At 64.0% G+C, this 12,219-nt stretch carries 10 protein-coding genes; 7 read left to right on the top strand and 3 right to left on the bottom strand.

From position 1 onward, the window contains the following. Positions 1–4: 4 nt before the first annotated feature. Positions 5–1,600, bottom strand: a complete 1,596-nt coding sequence (locus ACWUKX_RS26345) for an amidohydrolase (RefSeq protein WP_456009701.1) — start codon at positions 1,598–1,600, stop codon at positions 5–7. Between the two features lie 76 nt (positions 1,601–1,676). Here ACWUKX_RS26345 and ACWUKX_RS26340 point away from each other — a divergent pair, with 76 nt between their 5' ends. From ACWUKX_RS26340 to ACWUKX_RS26315, 6 genes are all read left to right on the top strand, one after another. Beyond that, positions 1,677–2,564, top strand: a complete 888-nt coding sequence (locus ACWUKX_RS26340; RefSeq protein WP_029350660.1) for a LysR substrate-binding domain-containing protein — start codon at positions 1,677–1,679, stop codon at positions 2,562–2,564. A 141-nt stretch (positions 2,565–2,705) separates the two neighbouring features. After that, the gene (locus tag ACWUKX_RS26335; RefSeq protein WP_456009684.1) at positions 2,706–3,800 is read left to right on the top strand and encodes an ABC transporter ATP-binding protein; all 1,095 of its coding nucleotides are present in this window, start codon (positions 2,706–2,708) and stop codon (positions 3,798–3,800) included. Positions 3,801–3,891: 91 nt separating this feature from the next. Then, positions 3,892–5,004, top strand: a complete 1,113-nt coding sequence (locus ACWUKX_RS26330; RefSeq protein ID WP_456009700.1) for an ABC transporter substrate-binding protein — start codon at positions 3,892–3,894, stop codon at positions 5,002–5,004. A gap of 25 nt (positions 5,005–5,029) precedes the next feature. After that, complete coding sequence (locus ACWUKX_RS26325) at positions 5,030–5,863, top strand: ABC transporter permease (RefSeq protein WP_456009683.1); 834 nt, start codon at positions 5,030–5,032, stop codon at positions 5,861–5,863. Further along, positions 5,863–6,669 carry an ABC transporter permease gene (locus ACWUKX_RS26320; protein ID WP_456009682.1) on the top strand — a complete coding sequence of 269 codons (807 nt, stop codon included), beginning with the start codon at positions 5,863–5,865 and terminating at the stop codon, positions 6,667–6,669. Before ACWUKX_RS26325 ends, ACWUKX_RS26320 begins: the two co-directional genes overlap by 1 nt. Positions 6,670–6,876: 207 nt before the next feature. Further along, positions 6,877–7,122 (top strand): DUF982 domain-containing protein, encoded by a 246-nt coding sequence (locus tag ACWUKX_RS26315; protein WP_455840566.1) that lies wholly within the window; start codon positions 6,877–6,879, stop codon positions 7,120–7,122. Between the two features lie 84 nt (positions 7,123–7,206). Here ACWUKX_RS26315 and ACWUKX_RS26310 read toward each other — a convergent pair whose 3' ends face one another. Together ACWUKX_RS26310 and ACWUKX_RS26305 are read right to left on the bottom strand one after the other, a co-directional pair. After that, positions 7,207–8,271 carry a glycosyltransferase family 2 protein gene (locus tag ACWUKX_RS26310; protein ID WP_456009681.1) on the bottom strand — a complete coding sequence of 355 codons (1,065 nt, stop codon included), beginning with the start codon at positions 8,269–8,271 and terminating at the stop codon, positions 7,207–7,209. A gap of 490 nt (positions 8,272–8,761) precedes the next feature. Continuing rightward, positions 8,762–10,093 carry a dicarboxylate/amino acid:cation symporter gene (locus tag ACWUKX_RS26305; protein ID WP_456009680.1) on the bottom strand — a complete coding sequence of 444 codons (1,332 nt, stop codon included), beginning with the start codon at positions 10,091–10,093 and terminating at the stop codon, positions 8,762–8,764. Between the two features lie 238 nt (positions 10,094–10,331). Between ACWUKX_RS26305 and ACWUKX_RS26300 the strand changes: the two genes are divergently transcribed. Then, positions 10,332–12,206 carry a sensor histidine kinase gene (locus ACWUKX_RS26300; RefSeq protein WP_456009679.1) on the top strand — a complete coding sequence of 625 codons (1,875 nt, stop codon included), beginning with the start codon at positions 10,332–10,334 and terminating at the stop codon, positions 12,204–12,206. Positions 12,207–12,219 lie beyond the last annotated feature (13 nt).

Genomic DNA, 12,219 nt, shown 5'->3' with positions numbered 1-12,219 from the left:
GTGATCACGCGGCTTGCGGGTTGCTTGGTATCCACCAGTCCCGTCCGCGCGGGGTGGTGACATATTCCGGCCAGCGGAAATGGATCGGCGGCTCGTAGTCGCAAAGCGGCGCCAGCCATTTGCTGCCGCCAATGCCGCCGCCGGTGCGGACGATGAACTCGTCCATCGCCGCATCGCGGGCGGACTTGTCTTCCAGCAGGCGAAGTGCTGCCAGCGCAATCGTCTTCGACGCGCAGGTGACCATCGGATCGATCGTGGCGGAAATACCGCCCAGCGCGTTCATCGCCCAGGACGGATAGGCGTGGCCGTTCCGCGAACGCAGCGCCGGGCGGGCGACATAGAACCGCGCCGTCGGCGCGTGCCATGACATGTCGGTGTAATCATCCGAGGTCGAATTGAGCTGCGACGGCGGCAAGTCGCGGCGCAGGATCGCCTCCGCATCCTGCGGCGCAATCAGGTGCTCCATCTCGGCTATGAACGGCTCGTCGGTCGTCGCGCCGCCGGCATTGACCTGGATTTCGCGGGCGATCGCCTTGGCCGTCTCGTCCCAGCGCGGTGGCCCGACCGTCGACAGCGCCTCATAGGCGATATCAGCCATGGCGTGATTGGCCAGCCCCGGACGCGACTTCGACACCCAGTGCCGCTCATGGCGGCAGCCGCTCATTTTCGCGGCGGCTTCCGCATTGCGGTCGAGCACGGCGGTCACCTGCTCGGCCATCGCAAGCGTCGGCACGCGGATCATGTACTGGATCTCGGCCAGGCCCGCCGGCAGATTGTCGGCGGTCGCCTGCCCCGCCGTCAGGATCGCCTCGCTGATCGACCAGCCGCCCTGATGCGGCAGCATGGAATCGCGTAGCGCCTTGGACGCCATGTACATCATCATGAGCGCGTCGTTGGCACCCGGCGCCCTGACCGCCGAATGCGCCTGCGGAATCGGTGCACCATCGCTTGTGCGAACCCAATTTTCGGGTTCGTCGCACACAAAGCGGTAGATCATCGCGTAGGCGGCACCGCAATGCGTGTCCCAGCGCGCCGTGTTGCAGAGCGGCAGCATGTAAAAGGGATGAAAGGAGATCATGCCGGCAAGCCCGTCATAATAGCCCTTTGCCGCATGAATCGGCTTCGATCCCCGCACCTTCTCCGCCGGCTCGCCGGTGAAGCGCAGCGTGCCCGGTATGCCGTGCCGCTGCATCGCCGCTTTGGTCGCCAAAAGCCCGCCAAGGCTGGCAATACCGAGGCCGGAATGCGGATCGGTGTGGCCGCCGGCCTGTTCGCCGAGACCCGGGCGCGGACGCCTCACTGTCGCCGCATCCTGGCAGTTGCCGGGTACGGCGTCATACTCGGCATACATGCCGATGGTCGGCCCGGCGCCGTTGGTCCAATGGGCGCAGAAGGCGGTGGGCATGCCGCCAGAGCCTTCCTCCACAGAAAAGCCTTCGTGCTTCAGACGTTCCACATACCAGGCGGCCGACTGGTATTCGCGCCAGGCGGTCTCGCCGAAATCGAAGATCGTCCGCGTCCACGCCGACAGCGACGGCTGGATGTCATCCAGACAGGCAAGCGCGGTCGCTTGGGCCGAGTTCGTCACCGGTTCCTCCATGGACGAGAAGAAAGCAGTGAAGCGCCTCGCCAAAAAGTGATATGTTTTCCCGGCTCATGCAAATTCGGTTCACCTCTTGAGAATTCCATCGACGCAGGCGCTGCGCGCCCTCGACAGTTTTGCCCGTCACGGCAGCGTCTGGCGCGCTGCTGACGAACTGCATCTGACCCGCAGCGCCGTCAGCCATCAGCTCCGCCTGCTCGAACGCGATCTCGGCTTCGATCTGCTCGAGCGCATCGGCAAGGGCGTGGCGCTCACTCCGCGCGGCCAGCGCTATGCCAGCGACGTGCGCAAGGCGCTGACTGTGCTGGGCGACGCAGTGACTCGCCACGCCGGCACCGGCGTCGGCGGCTCGTTCAGCGTCAGCTGCACGCCGGGTTTCGCCTCGCTGTTCCTGTGCACTCACATTGGCGAATTCCGGCAGATGTACCCCGATGTCGCGCTGCGCATCCTGACGCCGCGGCGGCTGGACGACGTCAGCAATGCCGAAGCCGACGCCTTCATCGCCTTCGGCGTCGGCAACTGGCCGAACCGCGCGGTCGAGCTATTGTGCGAAATCTCGTTTACGCCGCTGTGCAGCCCGACGCTGCTCAACAAAGTCGGCGGCTTTTCCAAGCCGGCCGACGTGCTGCGCGCCAATCTGCTGCATCTCGGCGACACCGAGGACTGGGCGCGGTGGCTGGCGCTATCGAAGGTCGAGAATCCGGACATCGAGGGCGGCATCTTCTTTTCCGACATGAACCTGGTCTTTTCGGCGGCGATCGCCGGCCAGGGCATCGCCATGGGCGACGAGTTGACCAGCCGCCGGGCGCTGAGCGAAGGCCGACTGGTGCGCCCCTTCGACATCGCGATCAGTTCGCCGCGGTCGTACTTCTTCGTCTCAGAGCATGCCAAGGCGAGCCACCCGGTGCTGGATGTATTCAGTGGATGGTTGCGGTCGAAGCTGTCGGAGAACCAGCGTTAATCTCCCCCTCGACAAGGGGAGAGATTTGGCGCTACACCTCACCATAGATGAATCAAATTTGCCGGTCAGGCGAAAACTATTCGGTTGCGGTGAGCCGCCGCCCTGCCTACGATTTCAATCAGCATTGAGGACAAAGGCAGGATGCAGCAACCCGGCCGGGCCGCAGAGATCAAGGCAATCGGGATCGGCAAGAGCTTCGGCTCGTTCCGTGCACTGGACGATCTGACGCTCGATATCGGCCGCGGTGAGTTCCTGACCCTCCTCGGGCCTTCCGGTTCGGGCAAGACCACCTTCCTGATGATCCTTGCCGGTTTCGTGCAGCCGACCGACGGTCGCCTTTACAGCGACGGCGTCGACATCACCGAGCGGCCGGCCGAACAGCGTGCGGCCGGCATGGTTTTCCAGGGTTACGCGCTGTTCCCGCATATGTCGGTCGAGGCCAACATCGCCTTCCCGCTCAAGGTGCGCAAGAAATCGTCGGCAGAGATCAAACGACGTGTCGGCGAGATGATCGAGCGCGTCGGGCTGAAGGGCCACGAGAAGAAACTGCCGTCGCAGCTTTCCGGCGGCCAGCAGCAGCGCGTGGCGCTGGCACGCGCGCTGGTGTTCGAGCCGGGCGTGCTCCTCCTCGACGAGCCGTTCTCGGCGCTCGACAAGGGCTTGCGCGGCCAGATGCAGGCCGAGATGAAGCGGCTGCACCAGGAGACCGGCACCACCTTCGTCTTCGTCACCCATGACCAGAGCGAGGCGCTGGCGCTATCGTCGCGCGTTGCCATCTTCAACCACGGCAAATTGCTGCAGGTTGGCGCGCCTGACGAGGTTTACGACCGGCCGGCCAGCCGTTTCGTCGCCGAGTTCCTCGGCGAGATCAACATGCTGCCGCTGAAGGGCGTGCGCAACGCCGACAACGGCGCCACCGGCCTATGCGAAGATCGCACCATCACGCTGCGCGGCAATGCAAGCGCCGTCGGCAGCAGCGCCATCCTGGCGATCCGGCCCGAATACATGTCGATCGCGCCCGAAGCGGCCGCCGGCGAGAACGGCATCGCCGCGACTGCGGTCGCTTCGACCTATCTCGGTGCCGCGACGCGGCTCGATCTCACGACGCGCCAGGGCGCCAGGGTGACGGTCTCGGTGCCGAACGAGGTCGCAGCGTCGGCACTCAGCAAGGGCAATTCCGTGTGGCTGACATGGCCGGCGGAAAAAGGTTTCCTCCTTCCGGACGGAGGACAATGACGATTGGCGTGGCGAAGCTGAATTCGCCAAGCTGACTTTCGGGAAGTATCAACGACAAAAAAGGGGAACTGACATGAAAAACAATTCAAAGATGAGCGAAACCAAGAAACACTCTATCGAGACGCTGTCCGCCAGGGCGGCGCGCGGTGAGATCTCGCGCCGGCAGTTCACGCAGCTGGCCGCACTCGTGCTGGCCGGCACGCCGATCCTGCTGCGCTCGACCGGCGCGTTCGCGCAAGCCAAGGAACTGGTGCTGGTCAATTGGGGCGGCGACGCCATCACCGCCTATGATGCGGCCTATGGCCAGGCCTTCACCAAGGAGACCGGCATCACCGTCAAGATGGATGGCTCCGGCCCGACAGAAGGCGCGATCGCGGCGCAGTTCAAGAGCGGCGCCCCGACCTGGGACCTGGTCGACGTCGACCCGTTCTCGGCCATCACCCTCGGCGCCCAAGGCATGCTCGAGCCGATCGACTATTCGATCGTCGACAAGAAGAAGATGCGCGAGGGCTTCGGCTGGGAGCACGCCGCCTCGACCTATTTCTTCTCCTATGTCATCGCCTATGATTCCGAGAAATTCGGCAGCCAGGCACCGACCGGGATGGCCGATTTCTTCGACGTGACGAAATTCCCCGGCAAGCGCTCGCTCTACAAATGGGGCGTGTCGAGCTGGGAAGCGGCACTGCTCGCCGACGGCGTCGCGCCTGCCTCGCTCTACCCGCTCGATCTCAAGCGCGCGCATGACAAGATCGCCGCCTTCAAGGAAAACGTCGTGGCCTATTGGGGCGGCGGCGCCGAAAGCCAGAGCGTGCTGCTCGACGGCGAGGCTTCGATGGCGATCGTCTGGTCGACTCGGGCGTCGCTGATCGAGCAGGATTCCGGCGGCAAGATCAAATTCATCTGGGACCAGGGCCTGATCTCGCCCGGCGCGCTCGCGGTGCTCAAGGGCAATCCTGGCGGCAAGGACGCGGCGATGAAGTTCATCGCCAGCGCCCAGGATCCGGAAAAGCAGCTCATTATGTTCGACAAGCTCGGCCAGGGTCCGGCCAACCCGGCCGCCGACGCGCTGATCTCCGCCGACAAGAAGCGCATCAACCCGGTCGACCCCGAAAACATGAAGAAGCAGATCGCGCTCGACATGGAGTGGTACGCCAAGAACTACGGGGCCGCACTCGACGAATACACGAAGATCATCTCCGCCTGATAGGACCGGGATAACCGGGGCCGAGATGAAAGCATATCTCTCCGACAGGATGGGCGCGGCGCTGTTGATGGCGCCGCTGCTCCTGTTCCTTGCCGCCGCCTATGCCTGGCCATTTTTCGGCGTCGTCAATTGGAGCTTCACGCTGCCAGAGCCGGGGCTCGGGCAGTATGGCACGCTGCTTAGCGACCCGCTGGTTCAGTCGGTGTTTGTCCGCACGCTGCGCATCGCCGCGATCGTCACGATTGTTTCGGTTGCCGCTGCCTATGCCATCACCGTGGTCTGGGTGCGCGGCACGCCGGCGCAGCGCGTAATCGCCGAATTCTGCATCCTGGTGCCGTTCTGGATCTCGGTGCTGACGCGCGCCTTCGGCTGGGTTGCGCTGCTTTCCAATCGCGGCCTGTTCAATACCTGGCTGCAGGCGATCGGCTTCATTTCAGAACCGCTGACGCTGGTACGCAACGAATTCGGCGTCATCGTCGGCATGACGCATTTCCTTATCCCCTTCGCCGTGTTTCCACTGGCGTCGTCGATGCGCAGCCTTGACGATCGCGTCCTGCTGGCGGCGCGCGGGCTCGGCTCCAGCCGTATGCGCACCTTCTGGTCGGTGTTCGTGCCCATGACCCGCTCCGGCATCATCGGCTCGGCGCTAATCGTCTTCGTGTTTTCGCTGGGCTTCTTCGTGACGCCGGCGATCCTCGGCGGCGGCCGCAGCGTGATGGTCGCCGAGCTGATCTATCTCCGCATCTTCCAGAGCCCGGACTGGGGCCTAGGGGCGGCGATCAGCGTCGTACTGGTGCTGTTCGTCGGCGCGCTGATGGCGCTGGTGTTCCGCTATGTCAGGCCGAGGCAGCTGATCTGATGCCGACCTACCGCCCCGGCCCCGTCTCGCTGATCCTCGCCGCCCTGGTCGCGCTGTTCCTGTTGTTGCCGCTGCTTGCCGTCATTCCGGTGTCGCTGACGCCGACCCGCATGCTGGCGATGCCGTCCGGCGAATTGTCGCTGCGCCATTACCGGGCGCTGATCGAGGATCCGCGCTGGATCAACTCGATCCTGCTCTCGATCAGGATCGGCGTCTTCAGCAGCGCCTTTTCCACCGTGCTGGCGCTGTGCTTCAGCCTTGGCGTGTGGATGTTCCAGCCGCGCTTCACCGCCGCACTGGTCGGCTTCGTGCTGCTGCCGATGGTGGTGCCGCCGGTGGTTTCGGCGATCACGCTCTACTTCCTGCTGACCTCGATCTCCGGCGTCAGCTCGTTCTTCGGCTACGACACCTGGCTCGGTGTCGCCATGGCGCATGCAGTGATGACGGTGCCCTTCGCCACGGTGCTGATCCTGGTGTCGCTCAGCCAACTCGACCGGCGCATCGACCTTGCAGCGCGCGGCCTCGGCGCCACGGTATGGGAACGCGCCACCCGCATCATCATGCCCAACATCAAGTTCGGCATCGTCACCGCCGCCCTGCTGTCGTTCGTGCTCTCATGGGAAGAGATCGGCGTCACCCTGTTCATCACCTCGGTCAACGCCATCACGCTGCCCCGGCTGATGTGGATGGGCCTGCGCGACAACATCGACCCGGCGATCGCCGCACTCTCGGTGATCCTGATCATCATCACAGTGCTGGTGCTGGCGGCGCGCAGCCTTGTGGTCAGGCTGCGCCGGGCGCATTAGGGCAGGCAGACGCGTGCCTGCCCTACCCGGGGTCGGCATGCGTTCGTTGCTATGCTGGTGAGTGGCTCGTTGGGACTCCGATTGGAACGGGACGCCCGCCGACCTTCCGGCGGCGGAACGCCGCTTTCACGCCATGATGACAGCCGCAAATGAAACCTTGTACCACGGCATGCGTTTTGGTGCGTTCAACTCACCAAAGGTTCCACCATGGATCAAGGATGGTTTTCCAAGCCGGTTACTGTTTCGGTCGGCATCACGGGAACGATCCGACATATTTCCAACGCACAACAGGCTGTCGAATTGCTGACAGGCCAGTGGCGCGACGCTGGCAGCCTGCAACATGGCGCCGCACTGCGCGCATGCCGCCGGGCCATGAGCGGCGATGTTACAACCGAGGCCGCAAGGGAAGCCTTTGTCGGCGCCGCGCGGGAGGCGCATGTTCTGGTCGAGTGAGCGGCCGGGCCTGCTCGCCCTAGCCATCGAGCATTCGTCGCGGACCGGACCGAATACCAAGCGGAGCTATGTCAACGCGTCGCGCTATCCCATGGCGTGGCGGATTGTCTTGGATAGACGGCTAAGGAATGCCGGTCTAGACGATGCGTCGAGCTTCCACGACAGCACCGCCGTCGCCATTTTCCGTGGCAACACCCCGACTGACAGGAACCAGGCGGCAAGGACGGCGCGCCGCCGCAGGGACGCGGTCATTTCGAGGCTGGCGACGGCGCCCGCCGCCCCGAGCGCCAGCCGGAAATCATTGGCCACGGGATGCCGGCGTCTGTCTGCGCACAGCGACGCCAGCCGCTCTTCCAGATGGACCGGATCGTGGCGGACCGCCACCGACGGCACGATTGTTAAGCCGATCCCGGAGGCTTGATCCGACAGCGCCTGCATGCGGCGGAAATCGTGGGTTACCCTCCAGCGCGCCCGCTCGGCGAGCTTTTCACCGAAGACCGAATGGTTGGCGCCGTGGATCCGATAGGCGCCGACGCATTCCTCAATGGACTGGACGTGCCCGTACATAGGCGCCAGCGTTGCAAGATAGCCGTCGGCGCCCTGGCGGAACTCCGGCTCTGGAATCGGCATGATCGATTCCAGGGTTGTGCGGTCAAAGGCCAGCCCGCTGGTTACGGTTGTCTGGTAGCGGCCCTTGTGCAGAAGTTTCGGCATGACGTCGCCGCTGTCGAACGGCAGTTCGGGCGGCGGAAAGACGTCCTTGATGCGTTGCCGCTCGTCGACGATATGCAGCCTGGACTGCACCTGGGCCGTTGCCGCATCCCAGGTGTCGACGATCGTGGAAACAGCGGTCGGATAGAGGTAGTCGTCGGCGTCGAGGAACAGGACGATCTTGCCCGAGCTTGCCGCAAAGCCGGTGTTGAACGCGGCGGCATGCCCGCCATTTTGCACTCGCGGGCATGCGACGATCTCGTCGCGATAGGATTCTATGATTGTCGTGGAATTGTCCTGCGATGCATCGTCGACGACGATGACTTCGACATCCGCGTAGTCCTGCTCCAGCGCGCTATCAATGCTGCGTTTGAGGAAATGCGCGTAATTGTAGTTCGGGATGATGATTGAGACCGGAATCCTCGGTTCAGACTGCATCGCGTTTGACCTCGCATCTTGCTTTGGTTTCGGCAAAAGCCCGCTCACGGGCCGCCCCCTCTTCAAGCGCGACGAGTTCCTGAGAGGAAAGCATGCGCCTTCCGTCGGGAGACGGGTCACGTCTCTTGCGACTTCGTAGCGAGGCCGCCATGCTTTCGAGGGCTGCCGCCTTGGTCAGGTTGTGGTCGGCGGCAGCACAAGCTCCGACGGTTTCGGCCGCTCGCAACCGAGCCCGACGGAAATGTCTCGCCTTCGGTCGCGATCAGGTCGGGATCGAAGTGGACGGGTGCCTTGAAGGCATGGCGGATACTGGCCTTCAAATACGGCTGGAGCAAGCCCCCGCGCCAACAACAAGACTCACAAGCCTGTTACATCCGAGGCAGCGCGCAGCGGCGTGGCCTGTGGATAATCGCAGATGTTGGAGATTGGCCGCGGCTAGTCCGAAGCCGGCGGCAGCCGGCTTCGGACTATGACCATGCAGCCTGAACAATCAGGCGGCCTGCAGCCCTGGCAGCGACAGGTCAGCTTCCTCCGGCAAGTGGCCGGCCATTGCTGCGGCAAACTTGGTCTGGTCGAGTTCCCCTTCCCAGCGCGCCACGACCACGGTCGCCACCGCATTGCCGACGAAGTTGGTCAGCGCCCGGCATTCCGACATGAAGCGGTCGACGCCGAGGATCAGAGCCATGCCGGCGACCGGCACCGTGGGTACGACCGAGAGCGTCGCGGCGAGCGTGATGAAGCCGGCGCCGGTGATGCCGGCGGCACCCTTGGAGCTCAGCATGGCAACGGCGAGCAGCAGGATCTGGTCGCCGAAGGTGAGCGGCGTGTCGGTCGCCTGCGCTATGAACAAAGCGGCCAACGTCATGTAGATGTTGGTGCCATCGAGGTTGAAGGAATAGCCGGTCGGGATGACCAACCCGACCACCGAGCGGTTGCAGCCGGCGCGCTCCATCTTGGACATCAGGCCCGGCAGTGCCGCTTCCGAGGACGAGGTGCCGAGCACCAGCAGCAGCTCTTCCTTGATGTAGCGGATCAGCGCCAGGATCGAGAAGCCGTTGTAGCGGGCAACGGCGCCAAGCACCACCAGCACGAACAGCAGCGCGGTCAGATAGAATGTGCCGATCAGCATCGCGAGGTTGGCGATCGAGCCGATGCCGTATTTGCCAATGGTGAAGGCCATGGCGCCGAAGGCGCCGATCGGCGCGGCCTTCATCAGGATGGCGACGAGGCGGAAGATCGGCGTGGTCAGTGCCTGCAGGAAATCGACGACCGGACGGCCGCGGTCGCCGACCATGGCCAAAGCGACACCGAACAGCACCGAGAAGAACAGCACCTGCAGGATGTCGCCCTTCGCGAAGGCGCCGGTGATCGTGTCGGGGATGACATTCATCAGGAAGCCGACAATGCTGGTGTCGTGTGCCTTTTCGGCATAGGTCGCCACCTTGGTGGCGTCGAGCGTGGCCGGATCGATATGCATGCCGGCACCCGGCTGGACGACGTTCGACACGACGAGACCGACGACAAGCGCCAGCGTCGAGAACACCAGGAAATAGATCATCGCCTTGCCGGCGACGCGGCCGATCTTCTGCAGGTCGGCAACGCCGGCGATCCCGGTCGCCACCGTCAGGAAGATCACCGGCGCGATCACCATCTTCACCAGCTTGATGAAGGCGTCGCCGAACGGCTTCATCGCCTCACCGGTTTCGGGATAGAAGTGGCCGAGAAGCACACCGGCGGCGATCGCCGCCAGCACCTGCACATAGAGATGCCGGTAGAAGGGAAGTTTGCCGCGCGGCTCGGCGGCAGCGAATACTGTCTGCATGACGTCCTCCATTGTGCTCCGATCGAAAGCTCGACCTCCCGGAGCAATTGCATTGACCCCCAGCAGCCTCGCGACCGCTGAATTCGTGTTTGCAACTGCCGTGCCAGACTGCGGGGAAGAGAATTTCCCTATGATTTTATTGAATATTCTCGAAATCGAGGTTTCGTTTCGCGCATAGAAAGTGCGGATATTCGCATAGCCGAATTGTGCTTTGTGCGAAAACATGCACAAATGGCTGATGCTGCAACGCCCCGCCGCTGCCCCGTTTTCAACGCCCCAACCGTCGACGCCCGAGCAACTCGGCAGGCGAGCGCGCCGTGCCTGGCTGCTGTTTGCGGCCATCGCCCTTGCGATCGCCACGGCCGCACTTTACGGCGCAGGCCTTTATGGCCGCACCACGGAGGCTGGGGCACTGGCGGCGCAAGGCCGCACCGACGCCAATCTGAAGGTCGCGCTGCTGCGCGCCGTGCTGGAGAGCCCGCGCGCCCTGCCCCTGCTTTTGTCAGAGGACCAGCAGGTGCGCGACGCGCTGGCACAGAAAAGTGCTGCTGCGGTCGATGTGCTGAACCGCAAGCTTGAAGGGCTGGTCTCCGGCACCAAGGCTTCGGTGCTCTATGTCATCGGCACCGACGGGCTGGCGATCGCCTCCAGCAACTGGCGCGAGCCGATCAGCTTCGTCGGCAACGACTACCGATTTCGCGATTATTTCTCCGGCGCGATGCGGGCCGGAACTGCCGAATATTTCGCGCTCGGCAATGTCAGCAAACGCCCCGGTCTCTACATCTCGCGCCGCGTCGGCGATGATGCCGCACCGCTCGGCGTCGTTGTCGTCAAGGCGGAGTTCGACCAGCTCGAGGCCGACTGGCACGAGGCGAACCGCCCGGCCTACGTCAGCGACGAGAATGGCGTCGTCCTGATCACCAGCGTGCCGTCCTGGCGCTTCATGACGACCGGGCCGCTTGCCGGGCCTGATCTTGCCGCCATTCAGAACAGCCAGCAGTTCGGCGACGCACCGCTGATGCCATTGCCGATCACGCGCCCGCAGGCGCTCAGCCCGGACGTGTCGATCATCCATGCGGTGACGCCCGGCGGCAACGACGCGGAATATCTCAAGCTTTCAACGCCGGTCCCTTCGACTCCCTGGCGGCTCGACTATCTCGTCCCGGCCGAAGCGCCGATCGCCGCCGCGGTCCGTGAAATGCGGCTCCTTGCACTCGGCGTCATTGTCCCGTTGCTCGGCCTTGCTGCGTATCTGTTGTGGCGGCGGCAGTCGGGGCAAATGCGGATCGCCGCCGAACAGGCGGCGCGCACCGAGCTCGAACGTCGCGTGATCGAACGGACCGAGGATCTGAGCCGCGCCCGCGATCGGCTGCAGGCCGAGATATCAGGCCATCGCAGCACGGAAGCCAAGCTGCAGGTGGTGCAGCAGGATCTGGTCCAGGCCAACCGCCTCGCCATCCTCGGCCAGGTCGCCGCCGGCGTCGCCCACGAGATCAACCAGCCGGTCGCCACTATACGCGCCTATGCCGACAACGCCCGCGTCTTCCTCGACCGCAAGCAGACTTCGCCGGTCGAGGAAAATCTCGGCGCCATCGCAGCACTTACCGAACGTATCGGCACCATTACCGAAGAATTGAAGGCCTTTGCCCGCAAGGGTCGCACCGCCGCCGAGCCTGTCGAATTGCGCGGTGTCATCGAAGGCGCCGTGGTGCTGTTGAGAAGCCGCTTTGCCGGCCGGCTCGACGCACTGGCCATCGACCTGCCGCCGCCTTCCCTCAAGGTCATGGGCAACCGTGTCCGGCTCGAACAGGTGCTGATCAACCTCTTCCAGAACGCGCTCGAAGCGTTGGAAGGCCGCGACGACGCTCATGTGCGGGTTTCGGTCGAGGAGACGGCGGGCGGTGTGACGGTCGGCGTGTTTGACAACGGACCGGGCATTCCGCCCGCAATCCTTAGATCGCTGTTCACGCCGTTCAACACCTCAAAGGAAAAAGGCCTCGGCCTTGGCCTCGTCATCTCGAAGGATATCGTCGCCGATTATGGCGGACGCATCGAGGTTTCGAGCGACCATCGCGGCACCCGCTTCACCATCCATCTTGCAAAAGCAGTGTAATGGCAAAGGCAGC

It is taken from the genome of Mesorhizobium sp. f-mel, assembly GCF_053850215.1.
Note: the sequence above shows the minus strand (reverse complement) of the source record. Positions and strands in the feature narration are given on the sequence as shown.

What these genes read in the sequence shown, in the direction of transcription:
- ACWUKX_RS26305 (WP_456009680.1), bottom strand. Translation starts at nt 10,093, where the DNA reads ATGCAGACAGTATTCGCTGCCGCCGAGCCGCGCGGCAAACTTCCCTTC.
- ACWUKX_RS26345 (WP_456009701.1), bottom strand. Translation starts at nt 1,600, where the DNA reads ATGGAGGAACCGGTGACGAACTCGGCCCAAGCGACCGCGCTTGCCTGT.
- ACWUKX_RS26320 (WP_456009682.1), top strand. Translation starts at nt 5,863, where the DNA reads ATGCCGACCTACCGCCCCGGCCCCGTCTCGCTGATCCTCGCCGCCCTG.
- ACWUKX_RS26300 (WP_456009679.1), top strand. Translation starts at nt 10,332, where the DNA reads ATGCTGCAACGCCCCGCCGCTGCCCCGTTTTCAACGCCCCAACCGTCG.
- ACWUKX_RS26335 (WP_456009684.1), top strand. Translation starts at nt 2,706, where the DNA reads ATGCAGCAACCCGGCCGGGCCGCAGAGATCAAGGCAATCGGGATCGGC.
- ACWUKX_RS26315 (WP_455840566.1), top strand. Translation starts at nt 6,877, where the DNA reads ATGGATCAAGGATGGTTTTCCAAGCCGGTTACTGTTTCGGTCGGCATC.
- ACWUKX_RS26330 (WP_456009700.1), top strand. Translation starts at nt 3,892, where the DNA reads ATGAGCGAAACCAAGAAACACTCTATCGAGACGCTGTCCGCCAGGGCG.
- ACWUKX_RS26310 (WP_456009681.1), bottom strand. Translation starts at nt 8,271, where the DNA reads ATGCAGTCTGAACCGAGGATTCCGGTCTCAATCATCATCCCGAACTAC.
- ACWUKX_RS26325 (WP_456009683.1), top strand. Translation starts at nt 5,030, where the DNA reads ATGAAAGCATATCTCTCCGACAGGATGGGCGCGGCGCTGTTGATGGCG.